The organism is Dactylosporangium cerinum (assembly GCF_042653625.1).
Classification (GTDB): Bacteria; Actinomycetota; Actinomycetes; order Mycobacteriales; family Micromonosporaceae; genus Dactylosporangium; species Dactylosporangium cerinum.
This window is the reverse complement of the sequence record NZ_JBHSIU010000131.1, coordinates 171947-195493: the sequence shown is the minus strand read 5'-3', so window position 1 is coordinate 195493 and position 23547 is coordinate 171947. Positions and strand designations below refer to the sequence as shown.

The 23547-nt window shown below is 74.1% G+C and carries 22 protein-coding genes and 1 pseudogene; 7 read left to right on the top strand and 16 right to left on the bottom strand.

Annotated elements, in window-relative coordinates; translation table 11 throughout:
* Positions 1 to 68: 68 nt before the first annotated feature.
* A complete protein-coding gene (locus tag ACFPIJ_RS62920; RefSeq protein WP_380129151.1) occupies positions 69 to 3278 on the bottom strand; it encodes an AfsR/SARP family transcriptional regulator in 3210 nt (1069 codons plus the stop codon).
* Positions 3279 to 3371: 93 nt separating this feature from the next.
* Between ACFPIJ_RS62920 and ACFPIJ_RS62915 the strand changes: the two genes are divergently transcribed.
* The 3 genes from ACFPIJ_RS62915 (at position 3372) to ACFPIJ_RS62905 (ending at position 6458) form a co-directional block, all read left to right on the top strand.
* Positions 3372 to 4457, top strand: a complete 1086-nt coding sequence (locus ACFPIJ_RS62915) for a class I SAM-dependent methyltransferase (protein ID WP_380129150.1) — start codon at positions 3372 to 3374, stop codon at positions 4455 to 4457.
* Between the two features lie 187 nt (positions 4458 to 4644).
* The gene (locus ACFPIJ_RS62910) at positions 4645 to 5946 is read left to right on the top strand and encodes a ferredoxin reductase family protein (RefSeq protein ID WP_380129149.1); all 1302 of its coding nucleotides are present in this window, start codon (positions 4645 to 4647) and stop codon (positions 5944 to 5946) included.
* Positions 5946 to 6458, top strand: a complete 513-nt coding sequence (locus tag ACFPIJ_RS62905; protein ID WP_380129148.1) for an FMN-binding protein — start codon at positions 5946 to 5948, stop codon at positions 6456 to 6458. The genes ACFPIJ_RS62910 and ACFPIJ_RS62905 overlap by 1 nt, the downstream gene beginning before the upstream one ends.
* Positions 6459 to 6495: 37 nt before the next feature.
* On the opposite strand, the gene ACFPIJ_RS62900 is transcribed toward ACFPIJ_RS62905, so the two are convergent.
* From ACFPIJ_RS62900 to ACFPIJ_RS62890, 3 genes and pseudogenes are all read right to left on the bottom strand, one after another.
* Positions 6496 to 6975: a GNAT family N-acetyltransferase gene (locus tag ACFPIJ_RS62900; protein ID WP_380129147.1), complete on the bottom strand. Its 480-nt coding sequence runs from the start codon at positions 6973 to 6975 to the stop codon at positions 6496 to 6498.
* Positions 6976 to 6988: 13 nt separating this feature from the next.
* Positions 6989 to 7411, bottom strand: a pseudogene (locus tag ACFPIJ_RS62895) (ATP-binding cassette domain-containing protein); the annotation flags it as partial.
* Positions 7411 to 7575, bottom strand: coding sequence for a hypothetical protein (locus ACFPIJ_RS62890; protein WP_380129387.1), 165 nt, complete (start codon positions 7573 to 7575; stop codon positions 7411 to 7413). The gene ACFPIJ_RS62890 and the pseudogene ACFPIJ_RS62895, both read right to left, overlap by 1 nt.
* Before the next feature lie 174 nt (positions 7576 to 7749).
* Here ACFPIJ_RS62890 and ACFPIJ_RS62885 point away from each other — a divergent pair, with 174 nt between their 5' ends.
* Entirely contained in the window at positions 7750 to 8244 is a 495-nt protein-coding gene (locus ACFPIJ_RS62885; protein WP_380129377.1) for a type 1 glutamine amidotransferase domain-containing protein, read from the top strand.
* A 190-nt stretch (positions 8245 to 8434) separates the two neighbouring features.
* Entirely contained in the window at positions 8435 to 9463 is a 1029-nt protein-coding gene (locus tag ACFPIJ_RS62880) for a hypothetical protein (protein WP_380129146.1), read from the top strand.
* On the opposite strand, the gene ACFPIJ_RS62875 is transcribed toward ACFPIJ_RS62880, so the two are convergent.
* Positions 9453 to 10115 carry an SDR family NAD(P)-dependent oxidoreductase gene (locus tag ACFPIJ_RS62875; RefSeq protein WP_380129145.1) on the bottom strand — a complete coding sequence of 221 codons (663 nt, stop codon included), beginning with the start codon at positions 10113 to 10115 and terminating at the stop codon, positions 9453 to 9455. The two genes, ACFPIJ_RS62880 and ACFPIJ_RS62875, sit on opposite strands and share 11 nt — an antisense overlap.
* 121 nt (positions 10116 to 10236) lie before the next feature.
* Between ACFPIJ_RS62875 and ACFPIJ_RS62870 the strand changes: the two genes are divergently transcribed.
* Entirely contained in the window at positions 10237 to 11208 is a 972-nt protein-coding gene (locus ACFPIJ_RS62870) for a dipeptidase (RefSeq protein ID WP_380129144.1), read from the top strand.
* A gap of 98 nt (positions 11209 to 11306) precedes the next feature.
* On the top strand, positions 11307 to 12833 hold the full coding sequence (locus ACFPIJ_RS62865) for an alkaline phosphatase D family protein (RefSeq protein ID WP_380129143.1): 1527 nt from the start codon (positions 11307 to 11309) through the stop codon (positions 12831 to 12833).
* Positions 12834 to 12870: 37 nt separating this feature from the next.
* Here ACFPIJ_RS62865 and ACFPIJ_RS62860 read toward each other — a convergent pair whose 3' ends face one another.
* From ACFPIJ_RS62860 to uraD, 11 genes are all read right to left on the bottom strand, one after another.
* Positions 12871 to 13374 carry a flavin reductase family protein gene (locus ACFPIJ_RS62860; RefSeq protein ID WP_380129142.1) on the bottom strand — a complete coding sequence of 168 codons (504 nt, stop codon included), beginning with the start codon at positions 13372 to 13374 and terminating at the stop codon, positions 12871 to 12873.
* A gap of 74 nt (positions 13375 to 13448) precedes the next feature.
* Positions 13449 to 14405: an allantoicase gene (gene alc / locus ACFPIJ_RS62855; protein WP_380129141.1), complete on the bottom strand. Its 957-nt coding sequence runs from the start codon at positions 14403 to 14405 to the stop codon at positions 13449 to 13451.
* Positions 14402 to 15709, bottom strand: a complete 1308-nt coding sequence (gene allB, locus ACFPIJ_RS62850; RefSeq protein WP_380129140.1) for an allantoinase AllB — start codon at positions 15707 to 15709, stop codon at positions 14402 to 14404. The genes alc and allB overlap by 4 nt, the downstream gene beginning before the upstream one ends.
* Positions 15706 to 16869: a DUF6986 family protein gene (locus ACFPIJ_RS62845; protein WP_380129139.1), complete on the bottom strand. Its 1164-nt coding sequence runs from the start codon at positions 16867 to 16869 to the stop codon at positions 15706 to 15708. The genes allB and ACFPIJ_RS62845 overlap by 4 nt, the downstream gene beginning before the upstream one ends.
* A gap of 2 nt (positions 16870 to 16871) precedes the next feature.
* Positions 16872 to 19124: a xanthine dehydrogenase subunit D gene (pucD, locus tag ACFPIJ_RS62840; protein WP_380129138.1), complete on the bottom strand. Its 2253-nt coding sequence runs from the start codon at positions 19122 to 19124 to the stop codon at positions 16872 to 16874.
* 70 nt (positions 19125 to 19194) lie between these two features.
* The gene (locus ACFPIJ_RS62835) at positions 19195 to 20541 is read right to left on the bottom strand and encodes an 8-oxoguanine deaminase (RefSeq protein WP_380129137.1); all 1347 of its coding nucleotides are present in this window, start codon (positions 20539 to 20541) and stop codon (positions 19195 to 19197) included.
* Positions 20538 to 20996: a (2Fe-2S)-binding protein gene (locus ACFPIJ_RS62830; protein ID WP_380129136.1), complete on the bottom strand. Its 459-nt coding sequence runs from the start codon at positions 20994 to 20996 to the stop codon at positions 20538 to 20540. The genes ACFPIJ_RS62835 and ACFPIJ_RS62830 overlap by 4 nt, the downstream gene beginning before the upstream one ends.
* Positions 20987 to 21835: an FAD binding domain-containing protein gene (locus ACFPIJ_RS62825; RefSeq protein ID WP_380129135.1), complete on the bottom strand. Its 849-nt coding sequence runs from the start codon at positions 21833 to 21835 to the stop codon at positions 20987 to 20989. Before ACFPIJ_RS62825 ends, ACFPIJ_RS62830 begins: the two co-directional genes overlap by 10 nt.
* On the bottom strand, positions 21823 to 22680 hold the full coding sequence (gene pucL, locus ACFPIJ_RS62820) for a factor-independent urate hydroxylase (protein ID WP_380129134.1): 858 nt from the start codon (positions 22678 to 22680) through the stop codon (positions 21823 to 21825). The genes ACFPIJ_RS62825 and pucL overlap by 13 nt, the downstream gene beginning before the upstream one ends.
* A 3-nt stretch (positions 22681 to 22683) precedes the next feature.
* Positions 22684 to 22974, bottom strand: a complete 291-nt coding sequence (locus ACFPIJ_RS62815) for a hydroxyisourate hydrolase (RefSeq protein ID WP_380129133.1) — start codon at positions 22972 to 22974, stop codon at positions 22684 to 22686.
* Positions 22975 to 23038: 64 nt separating this feature from the next.
* A complete protein-coding gene (uraD, locus tag ACFPIJ_RS62810) occupies positions 23039 to 23518 on the bottom strand; it encodes a 2-oxo-4-hydroxy-4-carboxy-5-ureidoimidazoline decarboxylase (protein ID WP_380129132.1) in 480 nt (159 codons plus the stop codon).
* Between the last annotated feature and the right edge of the window lie 29 nt (positions 23519 to 23547).

Sequence of the window (23547 nt, the reverse complement as noted above, 5' to 3'; positions counted from 1 at the left end):
GGGGGCGCAGGGCCTCCGCTTTGACGTTCGTCAGGGCAGGTGGCGCAGGGCCTCCGCTTTGACGTTCGTCAGGGCAGGTGGCGCAGGGCCTCCGCGGCGGCCTCGTCGGCGCTGCGGGTGCTGCCCCGGCGCCACGCCTCCTCGGCCGTGGCGACCGGCAGGCGGACCCGGACGGCGCCGAGTGCCTGGGCGAGCCGTTCCGCCTCGGCGCCGTACACCCCGGACGGCGCGTCCAACGCAGCGGCCAGCTCGATCGCGGCCACGTCCCGGCCGGTCCGGGCGAACAGCACCACCAGGTTCCGCAGCGCGATGATGAGCAGCGGCCGGCCGCCGGTGGTCCGCCAGTGCCGGATCGCGCCGGCGAACAGGGCGAGGGCCGGCCCGGGTGGGCCGTGCCGGCCGCGCAGCGCGACCATGGCGGTGCGGGTGACCCCGGCGACGAACCGGTTGCCGACCGAGTCCGCAAGCCGCAGCGCCTCGTCGAGGGCGCCGATCGCGGCGGTGGGGTCACCGTCGCCGTGCGCCTCCGCCAGGGCGAACAGGGCGAACGCGAGGGCCGACGGGTTGCCGGTGGCGCGGGCCTCGACCAGCCCGGCCTCGGCGGCGGGCCGGGCCGCGGGGTCCTGCCGGTATGCCAGTGGCAGCGCGAGGTTGGCCATCGCGACGGCCCGCGCCGCTGTGCCGATCGGGAGCACCGCGATCGCCTGCCGGTAGTGCGCCTCGGCCCCGTCGAGATCCCCTTGGATGAGCGCGATGTCGCCGAGCAGGTCCGCGGCGCCGGCGTGACCCGCGTCGACGGCACCTTGAGCGATCCGGGCGGCGGTGCCGAAGTCACCGTCGAGCCAGGCGCCGTACGCCGCGCCGACCAGCACCGCCGCCTGATCGCCCGCCTCCCGCAGGATGAGCGTCGACCAGGTGAGCAGGTCGGCACGCAGGCGCCAGAACCCGAACTCCGCGGCCGCCCCGGCGATCCGGACCGCCACCGCCGGCGCGTGCACCCGGGACCACTGCCACGCCTGCCGCGCGTCGTCGAGGGCGCCCTCGATGACCGGCACCCACGCCGCTTCGTTCGGCCCCGAAAGTCCCACTGCTGCCTCCTCCAGGACCCCGGCGAAGTAGGTCGCGTGCCGCAACCGCAGCTCCCGGTCGCCGGCCTCGTCGAGCAGTTCGGCGGCGTACACCCGCAGGCTCACCAGCATCCGGTACCGGCCGACGCCCACGGTCCCCGGCCTCGTCAGCAGCGACCGCTCGGCGAGCAGCGCGACCACATGTGCGACCTCGGCGGCGGTGAGCTCGCCGTATCCGATGACGGCCTCGGCCGCGTCCAGGTCGATCCCGGCCGCGAACACGTGCAACCTCGCGAAGGCGATCCGCTCCCGCTCTCCGAGCAGCCGCCACGACCAGTCCACGACGGCCCGCAGCGTCTGGTGCCGGGCGGGCCGGCCGCGGGGACCGGCGTCGAGCAGCACGAGCCGGGCGTCGAGCCGCCGCGCGAGGTCGTCGACGGTGAGCGCGCCGACCCTGGCCGCGGCCAGTTCGATGGCCAGCGGCAGCCGATCGAGGGCCTCGCACAGCGCACCGACCCGCTCCGTGGCCTCGACCGGCCCCGCGGCCGCGGCCCGCAGGGTGAACAGGCGCACGGCGGCCGGGCCGGCCAGCGGTTCGACGACGTAACAGCGCTCGGCGGCCAGCCCGATGCGTTCCCGGCTGGTGGCCAGCACCCGTAACCCCGGGCAGTCCTCGACCAACATCCCGCCGAGCAGCTCGTGCACCGCGTCGAGAAGATGCTCACAGTTGTCGACGACGAGCAGCCCGTCGGCGCCCCGCGCCCACGCCGCGAGCGGGTCGCCGAGCCGCCCTTCCACGACGAGCCCGACCGCCGCCGCGACCGCCGGGGCCATCGCGGCCGGGTCCCCGAGCGCGGCCAGATCGACCCACCACGTCACGGCGCACGCTGCGGCGAGACTGGTCTTACCGACCCCGCCCGGACCGATCAGCGTGACGACCCGGCCGGGTTCGAGCAGCGCGGCGACCTCGGCCAGCTCCCGCTCCCGACCGATGAGCTCCGGCGCCCGTCCCGCCGTGCCCCTGCCGCCTGTGGCGTGCCCTCCCACCGTGCCCTGGCCCTGCGCCTCCGCCGCGCCGTCACTCCTTGCCTCGCCCGCACCCCGCAGGTCCGTCCCACCCACGTCCCGCGCCGCCGCCGCGCGCGGGTCCTGCACCTCCCTCCCACCCACGACCCGCGCCGCCGCCGCGCGCGGGTCCCGCACATCCCTCCCACCCACGTCCCGCGCCGCCGCCGCGCGCGGGTCCCGCACATCCCTCCCACCCGCGTCCCGCGCCGCCGCCGCGCGCGGGTCCCGCACGTCCGTCCCACCCGCGTCCCGCGCCGCCGCCGCGCGCGGGTCCTGCCCGGCGGCCGGGCCGGCCTGCACGGCCGCCGGGCGGTCCTGCGCGGTGGTCGGGACGTCATGCACGGCTGCCGGGCCGTTCAGCGCGGCAGCCGGGCGGGGGGTGGGCAGTGCCGGGGTGCCGCGATGGGGTGGGCCGGGCGGGGCCGGTTCGCGCAGGAGGCCAGCCTGCAGGGCGAGCAGCGCCCGCGACGGGTCCAGGCCGGCCTCGTCGCGCAGCCACACCCGGTGGGCGCGGACGGCGTCGAGGGCGTCCGCGGTCCGGCCCGCGGCGGCGAGCGCCGACACGAGGGCCCGCACCGCCCGGTCCCGGCCGGGGTCGGCGGCGACGAGGGCCGCCGCCGCGGCGACCGCCTCCGCGGTCCGGCCCAGGCCGGCGAGGACCTCCACCCGCGTCTCCTCGGCGTCGCGGCGCAGCTCGGCGAGGCGGGCGGACTCGGCGCGGGCGAGGTCGGGGAACTCCGCGTAGGCCGGCCCCCGCCACAGGCCGAGCGCCGCGTCGAGCCGCAACAGCGCGTCGAGCGCCCCCTCAGCCGGGCGGGGGACGGCGAGCGCCGCGAACCGCTCCGCGTCGACCGTGCCGGCCGGCACGTCCAGGACGTAGCCGGGCGGGCTGGTCCGCAGGCACCCCGCCGCGGGGCCGAGCGAGCGGCGGAGCCGGGCGACGTACGTCTGCGTGGCGTTGCGGGCGTCCGCACCGGCCGCCTCGGGCACGACGAGCGCGGCGAGCCGCTCGACGCCGAGCACCCCTGGGCGGCCCAGCACCAGTGCGGTGAGCAGGGCACGCTGCCGGCCACCCGTGATGTGCAACGGGCGGCCGTCGAGGCTGACCTCCAGGGGGCCGAGGACCCCGATGCTCAGGTTCACGATCACCTTTCGCGGGTGCTCCCACGATCCTCGTACAGTTCACGTACTCCGGTTGTACCCGGTTCGACGGCGGACGGGGTCAACCTTGACGGCATGACTGACACCGTGACCGACGCTGGGACCGACACCGGGACCATGGACCTGACCGAGCGCCTGCTGGGGCAGCTGCTGGCCGGCACCGAGCTGTTCAGCGTGCACCTGGGCATCCAACTGGGGTTGTACCGCGTGCTGCACGAGCATCCCGGCGCCACCGACGCGGTCCTCGCCGAGCGGGCCGGAATCGACCGGCGGTATGCCCGCGAGTGGCTGGAACAGCAGGCGGCGGCCGGCTACCTGCAGTGCACGTCACTTGCGGAGCGGACGTTCCGCCTGCCCGACGGCGCCGCCGACGTGCTGCTCGACCCGGCGCACCCGGCCTCCGGGGTGGGTCTGGTCACCGTGTTCGCCGGGGTGGCGCAGGCCCTGCCGGCCCTCGCCGAGGCGTACCGGACCGGCGGCGGCGTGCCGTATGCCGCGTACGGGTCGTTCACCAGGGACGGCATCGCGGCGATGAACCTGCCCGGCTTCCGGCACAGCCTCGCCCAGGAGTGGCTGCCCGCGCTGCCTGACGTGGTGGAGCGGCTCACGAAAGCGCCCGCGCGGGTGATGGACCTGGGGTGCGGGGCCGGGGCGTCGACCCTCGCGCTCGCCGAGGCGTTCCCGCGGGCCGCGGTCACCGGCGTCGACCTGGACGAGGAGTCGATCGCCGACGCCCGGCGGGCCGCGGCGGCGGCCGGGCTCGCGGACCGGGTCACGTTCCTGCGGCAGGACGCGGCGGCCGCGGAGGGCGACTACGCGCTCGTCACCATCTTCGAGGCGCTGCACGACATGGGCGACCCGGTCGGGGTGCTACGGACCGTGCGGGGGCTGCTCGCGCCCGGTGGTGTGCTGCTCGTCGCGGACGAGAAGGTCGCCGACGAGTTCACCGCGCCGGCCGATGAGATCGAGCGGCTGCAGTACGCCTTCAGCGTGCTGCACTGCCTGCCGGCGACGATGGCCGAGCATCCGGTGGAGGCGGCCGGGACCGCGCTGCGGGCGCCGACGGTGGCCCGGTGGGCGGCGCAGGCCGGATTCGCCAGCACGGTGCTGCCGATCGAGCACGACTTCTGGCGCTTCTACCGGCTGTCCGTTCTGGACTGAGTCCAGTGTGGACGGCCGTTGGATTAGGGTTGCTTGAAAAGCACCTAAAGTTGTCGTCATCTGACACGTGCGGTTGGTATGACCGTCCCCGGTGGACATTCAAGGGGCAGTCTCAGACGTTGCGCACATCCCGCGCGAGTTTCGCCGGCCGTACCGGCGCCGGAGGTCCGTCGATGCCTGGCGGGCATTGACGATCGCCGCATTCTGGCTGGGGTTGGCCGCGACCCTGCTGCCCTGGTGGTGGAACACACCCGCCGGGTTCCTGCGTGACCCGGCGACGTCGCTGACCGCCGTCGGGCGGATCACCGGTCTCGTCGCCGGCTACGTCCTGCTGGTGCAGGTGCTGCTGATGTCCCGGGTGGCCTGGCTGGACCGCTGGCTGGGGGCCCGGGACCTGCTGCACTGGCACCGGGACCTCGGCGTGTTCGTCGTCGCCGCGGTGGTCGCGCACGCCGCGTTCATCGTCCTCGGGTACGCGAAGCTCGAACGCGTCGGCCCCGCGCGCGAGGTCGTCAGGCTGCTCACCGTCGACAAGTACACCGGGATGCTGGGCGCATTCGTGGCCACCGGGATCCTCGTCGCGCTCGCGGTGCTGGCCCTGCCGTTGCTGCGCCGCCGGATGTCCTACGAGGTCTGGCACCTGCTGCATCTGACGTCCTACCTGGTGCTGGTGCTGTCGGTGGGGCATCAGTTCGCGGTCGGGCAGGAGATGTCGGTGCCCGGGTTCTCCCGCTGGTTCTCGCTGCTGCTGTGGTGCGCGGTCGTCGCCGCCGTCGGCTGGGGGCGGGTCGTCGCGCCGGTGCGGATGAACCTGCGGCACCGGTTCCGGGTCCGGGCCGTCGTCGCCGAGGGCCCCGGCATGGTCTCGATCTACATCGGCGGCGAGCGGCTGCCGGAGCTGCGGGTGCGGGCCGGCCAGTTCTGCCGCTGGCGGTTCCTGGACCAGCGCAACTGGTGGCAGGCGCACCCGTTCTCGATGTCGGCGGCCCCGAACGACGAGTGGTTGCGGCTGACCGTGAAGGCGGTCGGCGATCACACCGCGGGCCTGCGGCGGTTGCGCCCCGGCACGCGGGTCTTCGTGGAGGGCCCGAGCGGCGACTTCACCGCCGACCGCCGCCGGCAGGCCAGGGCGCTGTTGATCGCGGGCGGCAGCGGGATCGGCCCGATCCGGGCGCTGCTGGAGGAGCTGCCGCCGCGCACGGTCGTGCTGTACCGCGCCCGCAACGCCGATGAGCTGGTGTTCCGTTCGGAGCTGGAGCTGCTCGCCGAGGCCCGCGACGCGCAGGTCTGGTATGTCACCGGCGGCCGGGACGACCCCGGCCCGCGACGTGCGTTCAGTCCGAGGGGACTCGTGGAGCTGGTGCCGGATCTGACCCGCCGGGATGTGTACCTGTGTGGCTCCGCCGGGCTCGTCGACGCGTCGGTGGTGGCGTTGCGCCGGGCCGGGGTGCCGCCGCGGCAGATCCACCTCGACCCGTTCGAGTTCTGATGCGCCGCATCGGGTTCGCCGTCCTCGGCACCGGGGTGCTCACCGCGGTCCTGGTCGCGGTGAAGTCCCAGCTGCCACCGGCCACCGGGCCGGCGCCGGCCGCTGCCGTGACCGGCGCGACGACCAGCCGGCCGGCCGGGCCGTCCACGGCCCGCGCGCCGGGTGCGACGGCCACGTCGCGGGCGCCGGGCGTCGGGGTCGTGGATCCCAGCCGCATGATGGACGGCTCGCACCTCGGCGCGGTCGTCACCAACCCGTTCGGTCCCGTCCAGGTCCGCATCGACGTGCGGGGCGGGCGGCTCGTCGACGTGGTAGCGGTGCAGCTGCCGACGGCCGCGGCGCGCGGCATCGAGATCGGCATGCGGGCCGCGCCGGTGCTGCGGGAGCAGGCCCTGCAGCGGCAGAGCGCCGACCTGGACACGGTGTCGGGTGCCACGTACACGAGCGACGGCTACCGGCGGTCGCTGCAGTCGGCGCTGGACGCCGCCCGGACCGGCCGGCCGGGCACGTGACGCCCCGCTGGTTACAGAGGGCGGTGACCATCGACTTTCAGAGGGCGATGACCATCGACGCGTGATCCACGTCGCGGAACCCGAGCCGGCGGTAGAGCTCGTAGCCGTTGTCGGTGGCGTGCAGCTGCACCCGCGCGACCCCGCGGTGCCGGAACCAGTCCAGCATCGCGGTCACGCACGCCAGCGAGTAGCCGCGCCGCCGGTACGCGCCGTCGGTGGACACGTTGTACAGGTAGCCGCTCAGGCCGGCCGGGTTCGACGGCGAGCCCAGCCGCACGTCGATCTCGCCGACCGCGCACGCCGCCAGCCGTCCCGGCTCGTCGGGCCGGTCGACGACGAACGCCGCCGTGCGGGCGTCCGGCTCCGGCAGCCGCTCCCGCAGCGACCGCGCGGCCTCCCGCGACCACTCCCCCGGCTCGACCGCGGCGCCGTCCATCGACCCGAACATCACCATCCGCAGCCGGACCAGTTCGCCGGCGTCCGCCGCGGTGGCCCTGCGCACCTGTACCTCGATCACGCCGCGAAACGTATCAAGCGGCCGTGTACCCCGTCGCCTGCAATGCGAACAGCTCCGCGTAGGTGCCGCCGGCCGCCAGCAGGTCGAGATGGGCGCCGTGCTCGACGATGCGGCCCTCGTGCAGGACGTAGATGTGGTCGGCGTGGCGGACGTTGGCGAGGCGGTGCGTGATGAGCACCGTGATCCGGTCGGGCGCGCCGGCCCGCAGCGCCGCGAACAGCGCGTGCTCGGCCCGCGCGTCCAGGGCCGCGGACGGCTCGTCGCAGATGAGCACCGGGGCGTCGCGGTAGAACGCGCGCGCCGCCGCGAGACGCTGCCACTGGCCGCCGGAGAGGTCCTGCCCGCCGGCGAAGTTGCGCGACAGCAGCGTGCCGTAGCCAGCCGGCAGCCCGGCGATCATCTCGTGGGCGCCGGCCTTGCGCGCGGCGACCTCGATCAGCCCGTCACCTGCCGCAGGACGGTGGGAAGGCGCCGCGCCATCGCCCCGAACCGCACGTTGGCCAGCGCCACACTGTGCGACTCCCACCACGAGGCTTTGAGCTCCGGCAGCGGCGAGCTGCCGGAAGGGCGCGACAACGTGGCGGCAGTCGCCTTGGCCATTGACCCTCCTCGACATCCCGGTTCCGAGGATAGCCGCGTCCCGGCGCCCCCGGGTGGGCCGTCACACGCTTGGGTGGTCCCCAACCGGGTAGTGGAGGGCGGAACGGAAGTGCACAGCGGCACAGAAGGAGGACATCAGCGATGAATGTCGCGTTTCTGGTTGCCAAGTAGGGCATCGAGCAGATTGAGCTCACCGAGCCGTGGAAGGCCGTCGAGCACGCCGGCCATATGCCCCGGCTGATCTCGCCCGAGCCGGGCCGGGTCCAGGCCTACCACCACCTGGACAGAACAGATGCGTTCGACGTCGATGTGACCGCGGCCGACGCCCGCGCCGAGGACTACGCCGCGCTCGTCCTACCCGGTGGCGTCGCCAACGGTGATCTGTTGCGGTGGCAGCGGCCGGCGGTGGACCTGGTCCGCGATTTCGTCGCGGCCGGCAAGCCGATCGCGGTCATCTGTCACGGGGGCTGGGTCCTGATCGAGGCCGGCGGGGTCACCGGGCGCCGGGTCACGTCGTGGCCGTCGATGCAGACCGACTTCCGCAACGCCGGGGCCACCTGGGTCGACGAGGAGGTCGTCGTGGACGGCCCGCTGATCAGCAGCCGCAAACCGGACGACCTGCCGGCGTTCTGCAAGGAACTGGTGGAGACCCTGGCCGACGTCCGCTGACCACACCCGAAGTGGTTTTGCACGGTTTGTCGGTGTCTACAGTTGATCTTTCGGTGATCAGCGGCGCGTTCTGGTCGTTCACGCGGCCGGAACGCGCCTCTCATGACACCAGGATCGACGCGGCCGGCTCGCGCGGACATGACGGTGGCCGGTCCTGCGGGTTGGTGGCCGGCGTTAGAGTCGGCGGGCGATGCTGGAGATCACCCGTGAGCTGATCGACCGTCACGCCCGCGGGGCGGCCGGTGGGTATGACGTCTGGGTCCGGGCCGCGGGCCGGGCGATCCGGCGCAACGGCGGCGCCGGCGACGCGGCCGCGTTGCTGCCCGTGTTCCTCCGCGACCCGGCCGCCGGGCACGCGCTGCTGCCCGTCCTCGCCTGCCACGGCGACCCGGCCACCGCGGCCGCGCTGCTCGGCGCGCGCGAGCGCAACCCCGAGGTGCTGCACGCCGTGGGCTATCTCGGGCACGAGGACGCCACGCTCATCCTCTGGGACCAGGCGCTCCACGGCGACTGGGACGCCCAGTGCGCCGCGGTCCTCGGCCTCGTCCACCTCAGGTGCGACGGCGTCGACGTCGGGGCGGAGCTGCGCCGGCACGAGGGCCGCGGACTGTTCCCCGAACTGCTGCCCGCTCTGGCGGTGAAGACCGGCGACCCGACCTGGGCGGAGCGGCTCCTCGACTGGGGCACGGCCTGGGCGTCGACGGACTGCAACGGTGGCCTGCTGCTGGGTCTGGCCCTGCTCGGCGACGCCGGTCGGGAGGCGTTCGACCTGGCGTTGTGGAGCCCCGGGTGGGAGACGTGGTCGGGCTCGACCGGGACGGTCCGCTGGGCACTGCGCGGCGCCCTGGTCGCCGGATTGGGTGTCGCCGGTCTGCGCGAACGGTTCGACGCCCACGTCACCGCCGCGACCGACCCGCACGACCGGGCCAACGCGGTGCTCGTGCTGACCGGCGTCCTGGACTGCTGGCTGGACGACCAGTGGACCGGGCTGCGGGCCGCCGCGCCGCCGCCGGAGACGAAGGAACGCGCCTACCGGCTGCTGTTCGAGGGTGACGCCCCGCTGGACGGGCTCGCCGAGCGGCTGGTCGAGGAGGCCCGCGACAGCGGCCACACCGAGGTCGAGCCGGGCCTGCCGATCGGCGTCGTCCTGCGCCGGGTGCACGACCTGCGCCGCCGCCTCGACGACGCCGTCCGGCACGAGGCGGAGCTCACCGCTTGAGCGTGCTCCTGGTCACCAGCCGCAGCACCCGGGCCGCGACCGACATCCGCCGCGGGTAGGACACCACCGGCCGGCGGCTGCGAACCGCGTGCATGAGCACGTCCACCGCGCGGTCGACCCCGACCATCATGGGCTTCGCGGCACCCTTGGCCATCTTCGTGTCGACAAAGCCGAAGCGGACCGCGGTGACCGCGACGCCCTTCGGGCGCAGCGCGGCGGACAGCCCGAGCAGATACGAGGTGAGCCCGGCCTTCGAGGCGGCATACCCGGGTGCGTCGGCGGAGATGAGCACGTCGGCGAGGCTCGACAGGCCGATGAAATGCCCACCGCCGGCCGCGAGCATGCCCGGCACGACGGCCTCGACGGTCCGGGCCGCGCCGATCAGGTTCACCTCGAGGGCCCTGGTCTGCGCCGCCAGGTCGGCCGGGTCGAACAGCTCGCCGACGCCGGCCGCGTAGACGCACAGGTCGACCGGCCCGACCGCGGCGAGGACCTCGGGATACTCCGCGGCGGTGACGTCCACGACGTGCTGGACGAGGTCGTCCCTCGGGCTGCGGGAGACACCGACGACGCTCCAGCCCTCGGCGACCAGCCGGCGGGTGAGGGCCAGGCCGATGCCGTCGCTGTTGCCGACCACCAGGGCGCGTCTCACCCGACGAGCGTACCGACCGCCGGCGGCCCGCAACGCGTCGTGGCGCACCGCCCCGCCGGCGGCATGCAACGCCGCGACGACCGACGCTGCCCTCCGCCGCCCGCACGGTACCGTTCGCGGCGTGACGAGCGACCGGCTGCTCTGGGAGCAGCACACCTGCCTGCCACTGTCCGCCGAGGCGCGGCTCGGTGAGCTGCGCCGCTACCGGCGGGCCGGCGGGACGTTCGCGTCGGTCAACGTGGGCTACGCCCCGCACAGCGCCGACGACGTCCGCACGCTGCTTGCGGCGTTCCGCACCGGCGTGGCACTCGAGGATGACCTGGTGCTCGGCGACACGCTCACCGCCGTCGACGGGGTGCGCCGCGACGGCGGCGTCGCGGTCGCGTTCGACCTGGAGGACTCCGGGCCGCTCGGCGGCGACCTGGGGCTCGTCCGGGAGTTCTTCGACCTGGGCGTGCGCACGATGCTGCCCACCTACAACCTGCGCAACGCCGCCGGCTCGGGCTGCCTCGACCAGGTCGACGAGGGACTCACCGCATACGGCCGGGCCCTGGTGCGGGAGATGAACGCCGTCGGCATGGTCGTGGACGGCTCGCACTGCAGCGTCCGGACGGGCCTCGACCTGGCCGAGGCCACGACCCGCCCGATGGTCTACAGCCACTCCTCGATGCGCGGCCTGTGGGACCACCCACGCAACGTGACCGACGAGCAGGCCGAGACCTGCGCCGCGACCGGCGGGGTCATCGGCATCACCGGGGTCGGCATCTTCCTCGGCCCGAACGACGCCTCCGTCGACGCGCTGGTCCGGCACATCGACTACGCCGTCGACCTGGTCGGACCCGAGCACGTCGGGGTCGCAAGCGACTTCCCGTTCGACCACGAGGACTTCAACCTGGAGATGACGAGCAACCCGGGCCTGTTCCCGGAGAGCTACACCCGCTGGGGCCCGATCGAGTTCATGCCGCCGGAGGGGCTGCTGCGGGTCGAGGCGGCCCTGGAGGCCAGGGGCTACCCGCCGGACGCCGTCACCGCGATCCTGGGCGGCAACTTCCGCCGCGTCGCCGAGCAGGTCTGGGGCGCACCGCCCACCTGACCGACCCCGCCGACGAGGTCCACCGCGCACCGCCGGTTTCGTCGAGTGGCACCGACGCGTTCACCTGGGCGTCGACTCGGTTCGATAGATCTCGGTACATGACGAAATCCGTAAGCCGGCGCCTGGTCCTCGGCGCGACCGCCGCAGCCGCCACCGGCGTCGCTGCTCCCAGCATCCTGACCGCGAAACCCGCCGCGGCCTTCGTCCCGTCGGGTCGTCCGGTGCTCACCCACGGCGTGCAGAGCGGCGAGGTCACCGGCGGCTCGGCGTACGTGTGGACCCGCGCCGACCGGGCCGGCCGCATGTTCGTCGAGCTCAGCGACCGTCCCGACTTCAAGCACGCTCGCACGCTGCGCGGCCCGGTCCTCGACGCGTCCGGCGACTTCACCGGCAAGCTCAAGGTTCCCGGCCCGCGGTCCGGCGGGCGCACCTACTACCGGGTGCGGGTCGAGGCGGAGCACGCCGGTGCACCCCTCACCGGTTCGTTCAGCTTCCCGGAGCGCCACCGCCGGATCCGGTTCGTCTGGACCGGAGACATCAACGGGCAGGGCTGGGGCATCAACCCCGACATCGGCGGGATGCGGATCTTCCAGGCGATGCGCGCCGTCAAGCCGGACTTCTACCTGTGCAGCGGCGACACCGTCTACTCCGACGGCCCGCTCGCCGAGACCGTCACCCTGCCGGACGGGCGGGTCTGGCGCAACGTGGTCACGCCGGCCAAGTCCAAGGTCGCGGAGACGCTCGACGAGTACCGGGGCCAGTTCGCCTACAACCTGCTCGACGCCAACTACAAGGCGTTCCTGGCCGAGGTGCCACAACTGAACCAGTGGGATGACCACGAGGTCCTCAACAACTGGTACCCGGGTGAGATCCTTGACGACGCCCGGTACACCGAGCGCCGCGTCGACGTGCTCGCCGCCCGCGCCAGGCAGGCGTTCTTCGAGTGGGCGCCGCTCGCTCCCGGCCCGGTGTACCGCAAGTACGCCTACGGCCCGCTGCTGGACGTGTTCAAGCTCGACATGCGCACGTACAAGGATCCCAACGACGCCAACACCTACGCCGATCCCCGCCGCGGCCTGCTCGGCGCCGAGCAGCGGGCCTGGCTGATCCGGTCGCTGCGCGCGTCGACCGCGACCTGGAAGGTCATCGCCGCGGATCTGCCGCTCGGCCTGGTCGTGCCCGACGGACCGGCCGCGCAGGAGGGTGTCGCGCAGGGCGACGGGGGTGCCCCGCTCGGCCGTGAGCTGGAGTTCGCCGAGGTGCTGCGGGCCGCGCACCGGGCCGGTGTGCGGGGCATCGTGTTCCTCACCGCCGACGTGCACTACACCGCCGCGCACCACTACGACCCGGCCCGCGCCGCCGTGCAGGACTTCACGCCGTTCTGGGAGTTCGTCTCGGGTCCGGCGAACGCGGGCGCGTTCGGCCCCAACGCCCTCGACGGCACGTTCGGGCCCCAGGCGGCGTTCGTGCACGCGCCGCCGGTCGCCAACACCTCGCCGATGGGCGGCTTCCAGCACTTCGGCGAGGTGGAGATCGACCCGTGGAGCCGCGACCTCACGGTGCGGCTGCGCGACCTCGACGGCGCGGTCCTGTGGACGACCACCCTGGACGCCGGCCACCGCTGACCGCGCAACCCGGCAGATCACGGCCCACAGGAAGGAGTCAGCGGTCCAGCGCCAGGTACGCGCCGTCGTGGTACACCAGGGGCGTCGCCGTGCTGTCGGCGTGATGGGTGGCGTGCACCGGTGAGGCGACGACGATGACGTGGTCGCCGGCCTCGACGTGGTTGACGACCTCGCAGATGAGCACGGCGAGGACGTCGTCGAGGAGGGGCACGCCGTCGGGACCGGGGGTCCAGGTGCCGCCGGCCGCGGCATGCGAGGCGAACCGGTCCGTGCCGCGGGCCGCGAAGGTGCGGGCCACCGGCTCCTGGCCGGCGGTGAGGACGTGCACGGCGACCAGGCCGGCGCCGCGGACCGTCGGCCACGCGGAGGCGGCCTTGGCGACGCAGAAGGAGACCAGCGGCGGGTCCAGCGAGACGGATGTGAAGGAAGTGGCGGTGAACCCCGTCGACGGCTCGCCCGGTGCGGTGACCACCACCACAGCGGCGGCGTGACGCCGCAGGACGCGCCGGAACAGGCCGGAGTCGATCGCGGTAGCCGTCACCCCGTCCTCCCGTCACGGGCCGGTGCCCTGGTAAGCAGAACCTTACCCGCGGGTACCGGATGCAACCACCGACGTCAGGCGGCCTCGCCGAACAGGCGGAGCCGGGCCATGCCGCCGTCGGGGTAGACGTCGAGGCGGACATGGGTGGCCGGGGTGGTGCTGTCGAGGCGGAAGCGGTGCCGGGTGTCGGGTTGCAGGTCGACCCGGGGCAACAGATCGAACCAGGCCGATTCTGAGGTCGGGTCGACGGTGCCCCGCAGCCGGGCCGCACCGGGGGCGTTGCCCTTGAAGTGGGTGGTGTCGAGCTCGGCGAGGCGGATCGTGCCGGGCGCGGCGAGCCGGACGAGGACCCAGTCGTTGCCGTCGTCGCGGCGGCGGGCGGTCTCCCAGCCCTCCCCCATGACGCGGGCGTGGCCGGGCAGGATCAGGTTGTTGGCGGAGCCGTAGAAGCGGTTGCTGCAGTCCACGACGAGGCCGCCGAGCTCGAGCGCGGCCAGGTCGACGGTCATGCCGTGCAGCAGCGCCGGGTCGGGTTCGACGACGCCGTGGACGCGCAGGCGGGCGACGCCGCCGTCGGGGAAGATGTTGAGCCGCACGTGGGTGACCCGCCGGTGGTCGGTCACCTCGAACAGGTTGCGCGTGTCGCCCTTGACGGTCGACCGCTCCACCAGCGGGAACCAGCCGGTCAACGCCGCGGGCGCGGGGTGGCCCGCGACCTCGCAGCCGTCGACCGAGACGTGCGGCGGGTAGTTGCCGGTGAAGTGGGCGGTGTCGACGACGACGCCGTGGACGGCACCGGGGGCGCCGAGGCGCACGACGGCCCAGTCGTGCAGGTCGGCGCCGAGGGTACGGCGGCGGCGGGTCTCCCAGCCGTCGTAGACCTTGCCTTTGGGCCCGAACGTCCACGTCTCGAACGTCGACGGCTCCGGGTTGACCAGGTTGTCGCGGGCGGCGAAGAACTCGTCGTTGGCGTCGACGACCCCGCCACCGAGCAGTCTGGACGCCAGGTCCGGCAGCTCCGTGAATGTCATCGGTCATCCTCCCGCCGCAGGAACGTCCCGTGTGGAGTGTCCCCGACCGGTGCCCCCCGCAGCCAGGTGGTGTGCACCACGCCGCGCAGCGTGGTGCCGGCGTAGGGCGTCACCGGATGCTTGTGGTGCAGGGCGGCCCCGTCGACGACGAAGGACTCGTCGGGGGCGAACGCGACGAGGTCGGCGTCGGCGCCAGGTTCGATGCGGCCCTTGTGGCGCAGGCCGACGAGGTCGGCGGGGCCCAGCGCCATCCACCGCACCACGTCGGCGAGGGTGAAGCCGCGGTCCTGCGCCGCCGTCCACACGGCGCTGAGCCCGAGCTGCAGGGAGGCGATGCCGCCCCATGCGGCGGCGAAGTCGCCGCTGTCGCGTCGCTTGAGGTGGGGGGTACTGGGTGAGTGGTCCGACACGATGATCGAGATCGTCCCGTCGGCGAGCCCCGCCCACAGCCCGTCCTGGTTGGCGGGGTCGCGGATCGGCGGGCAGCACTTGAACTCGGTGGCGCCGTCGGGGACGGCCAGACCGTCGAGGGTGAGGTAGTGCGGGCAGGTCTCGGCGGTGACCCGCACCCCGCCGGCGGCGGCCTCGCGCAGCAACGGCAGCGCGTCGGCGGCCGACAGGTGCAGGATGTGGACCCGGGCGCCGGCGGCCCTGGCGACGGCGAGGGCCGTGCCGACGGCGGTGACCTCGGCCGCCGGCGGGCGGGACGCGAGGAAGTCGGCGTAGGCGCGGGACGCGGCCGCGTCGCGCAGCTGCCCCGGGTCCTCGGCGTGGACGATGAACAGCGCGTCGACGGCGGCGAACGCGGCCGCGAGCCCGGCCCGGTCCAGCGGCGGGAACTCCGGGACGCCGGAGTCGACGAGGAAGCTCTTGAAGCCGAAGACCCCGGCGTCGTGCAGCGCGGGCAGGTCGCCGGCGTTGCCGGGGATCGCACCGCCCCAGAAGCCGACGTCGACGTAGCACTGGCCGGTCGCCGCGGCCTGCTTCTCGCGCAGCGCGGCGACGCTCGTGGTGGGCGGCAGCGAGTTGAGCGGCATGTCGACGATGGTGGTGACGCCACCGGCGGCCGCGGCCCGGGTGGCGGTGGCGAAGCCCTCCCATTCGGTGCGGCCGGGCTCGTTGACGTGCACGTGGGTGTCGACCAGCCCCGGCAGCAGCACGAGGTCGCCGAGGTCTCGCAGCTCACCGTCGCACGGGTCGTCCACCGCGCCGACGGCGGCGATCCGACCGTCGTGGACGGTGACGGTCGCCGGGCGGGGACCGTCCGGCAGGTACACCTGCCGCGACCGCAGCGTGAACGTCACAGTGCCTCCAGATCCTCGATCGGTCGCCCGACGGACGACGCCGACAATGCTCCACAGTGGACGCCCCGGAGCAGGAAGCGGGCGATGGCGCGGGCGGTGGCGGGCTCGTCGAGGATGCCGCTGTCCCGGCGGGACAGGTAGGCGTCGAGGCGGCGGCGGGCCTCGACCAGCCCGTCGAGGTAGAAGGAGAAGGTCGCCGCGTAGCGGGTCGGCAGCTGCCCGGGGTGCAGGTCCCAGCCCTGGTAGATGCCGCGTTCGAGGCCCCGGCGGACGAGCCGGGCGTGCAGCCGCCAGGCGGCGTGCACGGCGGCGGTGTCACCGACCGGGAGGATGTTGGTGGAGCCGTCGGCGACGTGCACGCCGGTGCCGGCGACCGCGACCTGCATGACCGACTTGGCGTGGTCGGCGACCGGGTGGTCGAGCGCCTGATGCGCGGGGGCGACGCCGAGGGCGGTGCTGTAGTCGTAGGTGCCGTAGTGCAGCCCGCTGAGCCGGCCGTGCGCGGCCAGGATCATCTGCGGCAACGGCGAGCGGCCGTCGGCGCCGAGGACCGCCTGCGGGGTCTCGACCTGCAGCTCGAAGCGCAGCCGCCCCTCCTCCAGGCCGTGCGCGTGCTCCAGCTGCCGGCACAGCAGGACCGCGGTGTCGACGTGCGCGACCGACGTCGGCTTCGGGATGGTGACGACGAACCCGGGCGGCGGCGGGCCGAGCGCCGTCAGCACCAGGTCGAGGGTACGGGCGCCGCGCAGCACCGTCGCCGGTTCGAGGCTCTTGATCCGCAGCCCGCTGAACGGCGTCGCCGCCGAGCGCAGCGCGGCACCGGCGGCCAGGGCGTGCGCGTCCTCGACGTCGTCAGGACGGAAGCCGTAGCCGTCCTCGAAGTCGACCCGCAGGTCCTCGACCGGCTCGACGGCGAGCTTGGCCCGTACCATGTCCACTGTGGACTCGGCGAAGTCCGGCAGGCCGTGCGCCTCGATGGATTGCAGGGCCTGCGCGCCCCAGTCGGTGACGGTGGACGGCCCGAAGCGGTCTGCGGGCACATAGCAGGTGTGCACCGGGCGCCGCGACAGGGATTCGGGCACCTGGCCGGGCAGGGCGAGGCGGTCCAGGTGCTCGGCGTGGGCCAGGAGCTCCTCGAGGTCGAGGTCGGTGAGTCCCATGGTCAGGTCCCCGTCAGGTGTTCGGGCCGCACCGGGACGCGGTTGAGCGCGAGTCCGGTCGCGGCGCGGATCGCGGCGACGATCGCGGGCGTGGACGAGATGGTCGGCGGCTCACCGACGCCGCGCAGACCATACGGTGCCGAAGGGTCGCCGAGCTCGAGCACGTCGATGTGCATCGGCGGCACGTCGAGGATGGTCGGGATGAGGTAGTCGGTGAACGACGGGTTCCGGATCAGCCCGTCGACGACCTGGATCTCCTCCATGACCGCGAGGCCGAGCCCCTGCGCGGTGCCGCCGGCGATCTGGCCGCGCACCGACTGCGGGTGCAGGGCCCGGCCGACGTCCTGGGCGGTGGCGATCTCGACGACCCGCACCAGGCCGAGCTCCACGTCGACGTCGACGGTGGCGCGGTGCGCGGCGAACGCGTACTGCACGTGCGCGTCGCCCTGCCCGGTGCGCGGGTCGAGCGGGTGGGTCGGCTTGTGCCGCCACTCGACGGTCTCCTCGATCGGCCGGTCGCCGAGCACGTCGACGAGGTCCGCGACGACCTCGCCGCCCTCGGTGACGAGCCGGCCGCCGCGCAGCGTGACGTCGTCGCGCCCGGCGCGGCGCAGCACGGCCGCCCGGACCGCCTCGCAGGCGGCCTTGACGGCACCACCGGTGACGTACGTCTGCCGTGACGCCGAACTGGACCCCGCGCTGCCGACGGTGGTGTCGGCGGTGGCGACGGTGACCTGCTCGACGCCGAGTTCGGTGCGCACGATCTGGGCCTGGATCGTCACGAGGCCCTGGCCGACCTCGGCGGCGGCGGTGTGCACGACGGCGGCCGGTTCGCCGCCGACGACCTCGAGCCGGACGCGGGCGGTCGAGTAGTCGTCGAACCCTTCGGAGAAGCCGACGTTCTTGATGCCGATGCCGTACCCGACACCGCGCCGGACCCCCTCGCCGTGGGTGGTGTTGGCGACGCCGCCCGGCAGCTCGCGCAGGTCGTCGCCGCGCGGCCGGGGCGGCTCGGCGGCGCGGACCCGGTCGAGCAGGTCGGCGACGGGTGCCGGGCCGTGCACGACCTGGCCGGTGGGCATGGTGTCGCCGGGTTCGAGGGCGTTGCGCACCCGCACGTCGACGGGGTCGAGGCCGAGCGCGGCGGCGAGCTTGTCCATCTGGGACTCGTAGGCGAAGCACGCCTGGACCGCGCCGAAGCCGCGCATGGCACCGCACGGCGGGTTGTTGGTGTAGACCGCGTAGCCGTCCATGACCACGTTGGGCACCTTGTACGGCCCGATGCCGAGCGTGGTCGCGTTCGCCACGACGGCCATCGACGTGGACGCATAGGCACCGCCGTCCAGCACGATGCGGGCCTTCACGTACACCAGCCGGCCGTCCGCGTCGGCGCCGTGCTCGTACCACATCCGCGCCGGATGCCGGTGCACGTGGCCGTGGAAGGACTCCTCGCGCGAGTAGACCATCTTCACCGGACGGCCGGTGTGCAGGGCCAGCATGCACGCGTGGACCTGCATGCTGACGTCCTCGCGCCCGCCGAACGCGCCGCCGACCCCGGCGAGGCTCAGCCGGACCTTCGACGGTGGCAGCCCGAGACAGTCGGCGACCTGGCCGAGGTCGCCGTGCAGCCACTGGGTGGCGATGAACAGGTCGACGCCACCGTCCTCGGCCGGGATGGCCAGGCCGGACTCGGGGCCGAGGAACGCCTGGTCCTGCATGCCGACCTCGTAGTCGCCGGTGACGACGATCGCGGCACCGGCCGACGGGTCGCCCTTGCGGATCGGCACGTGCCGCAGCAGGTTTCCCCGGTCGTGGACCCGCTCCGACGCCTCGTGCATGGCGAGCACGCTGTCCACGACGGGCGGCAGCACCTCGTACTCCACCACGATCGCGGCGGCGGCCCGGCGAGCGGTCTCGGGGTGGTCGGCGGCGACGATCGCGACGGGCTCACCCGCGTAGCGGACCTGGCCCATGGCGAGCACCGGCTGGTCGGCGTGTTCGAGGCCGTACAGCTTCTTGCCCGGGACGTCCTCGGCGGTGAGCACGGCGTGCACGCCGGTGGTGGCGACGGCGCCGGTGAGGTCGATCCCGACGATCCGGGCCCGGGGGTGCGGGCTGCGCAGGGTCGCGCCCCACAGCATCCGGTCGGCCCACAGGTCGGAGGAGAACGCGAACTCGCCGGTGACCTTCAGCGTCCCGTCCGGCCGCAGCGGCGACGTGCCGATGCCCGCGCTGGTGCCTACCGCGGTGGTCATCGGGCCACCACGTGCGGGCAGGCGGCCCTCGGCACCGACGGGCGAGGCCCGGTCGAGCTGGAGACAGTGCTCATCGGCGCTCCCTGAGCGTGCGGGCGGCCCGGGTCAGCGACGCCGCCACCACTGATTCGTCCACCGTGGACAGCGTGCCGTCCTGCACCACCGCGCGGCCGCCGACCAGCAGCAGCCGCAGTGGTGCGGGCGGGCCGAAGACCAGTGCCGCGACCGGGTCGTCGATGCCGGCGTGGCCGAGCCCGTCGAGGCGCCACAGCGCGATGTCGGCGAGCTTGCCGACCTCCAGGGAGCCGAGCTCGTCGTCGCGGCCGAGGCAGCGGGCGCCGCCCATGGTGCCCAGCGCCAGGGACTCCCGGGCGGTGAGCGCCGCCGGCCCGCCGCGCAGCCGGGCCAGGTACAGGGCCTGGCGCAGTTCGGCGCCGAGCTGCCCGGCCTCCTGGGACGCGGCGCCGTCGACGCCGAGACCGACGGGGACGCGGGCGTCGAGCAGGTCGCGGACCCGGGCGATGCCGGCCCCGAGGCGGCCGTTGGAGCTGGGGCAGTGCGCGACGCCGGTGCCGGTCGCGCCGAGTTTCGCAATCGCGTCGGAGTCCAGGTGCACGGCGTGGGCGAGCCATACGTCGTCGCCGAGCCAGCCGAGCGACTCGGCGTACTGCACCGGGGTGCAGTTGTGGACCTTCTGGCAGTACACCTCCTCCTCGACGGTCTCGGCGAGGTGCGTGTGCAGCCGCACGCCCTCGGCGCGGGCCAGGGCCGCGGCCTCGCGCATGAGTCGCGGCGTGACGGAGAACGGGCTGCAGGGCGCGACCGCGATGCGCACCATCGCGCCCGGCGACGGGTCGTGGAAGCGGTCGATCGCGTCCTTCGTCGCGGCGAGGGCCGCGTCCGTGTCCTCGACCACGCTGTCCGGCGGCAGGCCACCGTCCTTCTCGGACAGATCCATCGACCCGCGGCACGGGTGGAAGCGCAGGCCGACCGCCGCGGCCGCGTCGATCTCCGCGGCGAGCAGGTCGCCGCCCTCGCGGGGGAACACGTAGTGGTGGTCGGTGCTGGTCGTGCAGCCGGACAGCGCGAGCTGGGCCAGGCCGGCGGCCGCGGCGGCGTGCACGATCCCCGCGTCGATGCGGGCCCAGACCGGGTACAGCTCGGTCAGCCAGCCGAACAGGATCTCCTGCTGGGCGTAGCCGCGGGTGGCGGACTGGTACAGGTGGTGGTGGGTGTTGACCAGCCCGGGCGTGGCGAGGCAGCCCGTGCCGTCGACCCGGGTCGCGCCCGGTGCCCCCGCATACCGGCCGGGGCCGACCGCGACGATCCGGTTGCCCTCCACGACGATGTGGCCGTCGGCGTGCTCGGTGCCGGCCGCGTCCACCGTGGACACCGCGCAGTGCTCGATGACGATCATGCGCCGGCCGCCAGCTTCACCGCGGCGACGATGTTCTCGTAGCCGGTGCAGCGGCACAGGTTGCCGGCGAGCGCCTCACGGATGTCGGGGTCGCTGGGGTTCGGGTTACGGGCCAGGAGGTCGTGGACCGCGACGACGAGGCCGGGGGTACAGAATCCACATTGGACGGCCCCGGCCGACAGGAACGCCTGCTGCACCGGGTCGAGGCCGTCGGGTCCCGGAAGTCCTTCGACGGTGCGCACGTCGCGGTGCTCGGCCTGGCCGGCGGCGACGAGGCAGGCGCACACCGGGGTCCCGTCGAGGTAGACGGTGCAGGAGCCGCACTCGCCCTGTTCGCAGGCGTTCTTCGCGCCGGGCAGGCCGAGCCGTTCGCGCAGGACGTACAGGAGGCTCTCCCCCGGCCAGACGTCGTCGGCCTGGCGGGCCTCCCCGTTGACGGTCAGGTTCACGCGCATCGGTGCTCCTCCCATGCCCAGCGCAAGGTCCGGCCACCCAGCACGGCCAGGGCGTGGCGGCGGTACGCGGCGCTGCCACGCACGTCGTCGATCGGGCGGGCGGCCGCGCCGACCAGCTCGCCGAAGCGCCGCACGACCGCGTCGGGCAGCACTTTGCTTTCCCAGGGCAGTTCGGCGGCCAGGGCCTCGGCTTCCATGGCACGCAACGGGGTCGGGCCGGCCGAGCCGATCCCGGTGCCGATGGTGCGCCGGACCGGATCCAGCGCCAGGGCGAACGAGCAGACGGCGATGACCATCGCGTTGCGGGTGCCGACCTTCGCGAACTGCTGCGGGCCGGTCGCGGCCGGGACGAGGAACGCGGCGATGAGCTCGTCCGGCGCCAGGACGCTGCGTTTGGGACCCTGGAAGAAGTCGGCCACGGCGACGGTGCGGACGCCCCGCACGGACCCGACCTCGACCTCGGCGCCGGTGGCGAGCAGCGGCGGGTGGGCGTCGCCGGCGGGCGAGGCCGAGCCGAGGTTGCCGCCGACGGTGCCCCGGTTGCGGATCTGCGGCGAGCCGACGGTCCTGGCCGCCATCGCCAGGCCGGGCAGGCGCCCGCCGAGCTCGTCGATGATCCGCCGGTAGGTGACCCCGGACCCGATCCGCAGCCGGTCGCCGTCGGCGGCCCAGTCGGCGAGCGGCGCGACACGGGTCAGATCCAGCAGCGCCGGTGGGCGGCGGCGGTCGAAGTTGAGCTCGACCATGACGTCGGTGCCACCGGCGATCGGCACGGCGTCGGGGTGTTCGGCCTTCGCGGCGAGGGCCTCGTCCCAGGTGGACGGTCTTAGAAACTCCACGCGACCTCCTCGGCGACGTCGTCGTCGCGCCGGACGGACCCCTCGATCAGCCCGTAGGGCCGGTCGGCGGCGTAGTACACCTCGTTGGGATTGTCGAGCCCGAACGGCGTGAGGTCCACCAGGAAGTGGTGCCGGTTGGGCAGCGACAGCTTCACCTCGACGACCCCCGGGCAGGCGGCGAGGACCCGTTCGCCCATCGCGTACAGGGTCTGCTGCAGGGCCAGGCTGTGGGTGTCCGCGAACGCCTCGATCAGGGCGGCGCGCGCGGTCCCGTAGGCGTCGCCGGCCGGCCCGGCGTGCCGCCAGGTGGCGTTCACGCTGGTGGCGAGGATCCGGTCGCGGGTCTCCGGCAGGGTGGTGTACCGGTCCTGGACGAAGCCGTGGAACTCCGAGTCGGTCGTCTTGAGCAGCACCAGATCCCGGACGCCCGACACGACCTGGGTGCCGGCGTCGTCGTGGTGGACGGTGGCGGTGCGGATCTCGCCGCCGTCGCGACGGAAGCTGTGCCTGCCGTCGACCGGCTGCCACGGGTACTGCTCGACGGCGACCCGCGCGCCGTGGATGCTCGGCTGCGACTCGACGAAGTGCCGGGCCAGGCGGGTCGCGAACGCCTCGATGCCGTCGATCCCGTGCTCGCGGGCAAACGCGTACACCGTGTTCTTCTGCGTGTCCGTCGGGAGGACCGCGGCGTTGTCGCCGGTGAGGTGGCTGGCGGCCAGGTCGCCGCGCAATGAGACGCTGACGTTGAGGTCGGTGATCTCGTCGCCGCCTGGCCCGCGCGTGACGCGCACGATGCGGGTCTCGGCCTTGCCGTACTGGTTGGGCCCGAGCGCGAAGGTCGGCACGTCTCAGCTCCCTCGGTAGGTCGAGTATCCGAACGGGCTCAGCAGCAGCGGCACGTGGTGGTGCCGGTCGTCGGCGACGGCGAAGACGATGGTGACCTCGGGGAAGAAGTCGGAGGCGAACTCCGTCTCAAGGACGAGGCGGTGCCGACCGGCCTGCAACGGTGTTTCGAGCCGCCACCGGCCGTCCGTGTCGGTGACTCCGCTGTGCGCACCCGACGGGGTCTCCAGGCGCACCGGCACACCGGCGACCGGCAGTCCCTTCGAGGTGTCCAGGACGTGGGTGGAGAAGCTCACGCCGCCACCTCCGCCGCGCTCCGGCGGCGGACTGAGCGCGGCGCGGCGCTGCGCTCCGGGCCGCTCATGTGACGAGCCGCTCGAGGCGCAGCTCCACGATCTTGCGCAGTTCGCCACGCACGACGCGCCGCTCGGTCTCCTCGTCGTTGCCGAGCCGGCCGCGGGCGGCGTCGAGGATCTCGTCCGCCGACTTGCCGCTGGCGAAGACGAGGAACAGGTGGCCGAAGCGGTCCTCGTAGGCCCGGTTGGCCGCGACGAGTTCGGCGTCCGCACCCTGGACGCCGGACTGCTCGCGGCGTGACCAGGCGGCCTCGGCGCCGTCACCGGTGGGCCGCTCGCCGATGCGCGGGTGCGCGGCGAGGACCTCGGCGAGGTCGGGCCAGGTCAGCTCGTCGAACGCGGCGACGCCGGCGACGATGAGGTCGGCGGACGTCGGATATGGGCGGTGGTCGGCCACCCTGGCGGCCCAGCCGGGCGACGCACAGCAGGCCAGCAGCGCCTGCTGCGCCGCGGCGGGCGGCAGACCGTTGAACCGGTCGAGCATGGCCCCCCTCTCACTATCCCCGGCACCCT

What these genes read in the sequence shown, in the direction of transcription:
- ACFPIJ_RS62845 (WP_380129139.1), bottom strand. Translation starts at nt 16,869, where the DNA reads ATGGGACTCACCGACCTCGACCTCGAGGAGCTCCTGGCCCACGCCGAG.
- ACFPIJ_RS62835 (WP_380129137.1), bottom strand. Translation starts at nt 20,541, where the DNA reads ATGATCGTCATCGAGCACTGCGCGGTGTCCACGGTGGACGCGGCCGGC.
- ACFPIJ_RS62830 (WP_380129136.1), bottom strand. Translation starts at nt 20,996, where the DNA reads ATGCGCGTGAACCTGACCGTCAACGGGGAGGCCCGCCAGGCCGACGAC.
- ACFPIJ_RS62880 (WP_380129146.1), top strand. Translation starts at nt 8,435, where the DNA reads ATGCTGGAGATCACCCGTGAGCTGATCGACCGTCACGCCCGCGGGGCG.
- ACFPIJ_RS62865 (WP_380129143.1), top strand. Translation starts at nt 11,307, where the DNA reads ATGACGAAATCCGTAAGCCGGCGCCTGGTCCTCGGCGCGACCGCCGCA.
- alc (WP_380129141.1), bottom strand. Translation starts at nt 14,405, where the DNA reads ATGACATTCACGGAGCTGCCGGACCTGGCGTCCAGACTGCTCGGTGGC.
- ACFPIJ_RS62905 (WP_380129148.1), top strand. Translation starts at nt 5,946, where the DNA reads ATGCGCCGCATCGGGTTCGCCGTCCTCGGCACCGGGGTGCTCACCGCG.
- pucD (WP_380129138.1), bottom strand. Translation starts at nt 19,124, where the DNA reads ATGACCACCGCGGTAGGCACCAGCGCGGGCATCGGCACGTCGCCGCTG.
- ACFPIJ_RS62890 (WP_380129387.1), bottom strand. Translation starts at nt 7,575, where the DNA reads ATGGCCAAGGCGACTGCCGCCACGTTGTCGCGCCCTTCCGGCAGCTCG.
- uraD (WP_380129132.1), bottom strand. Translation starts at nt 23,518, where the DNA reads ATGCTCGACCGGTTCAACGGTCTGCCGCCCGCCGCGGCGCAGCAGGCG.
- ACFPIJ_RS62915 (WP_380129150.1), top strand. Translation starts at nt 3,372, where the DNA reads ATGACTGACACCGTGACCGACGCTGGGACCGACACCGGGACCATGGAC.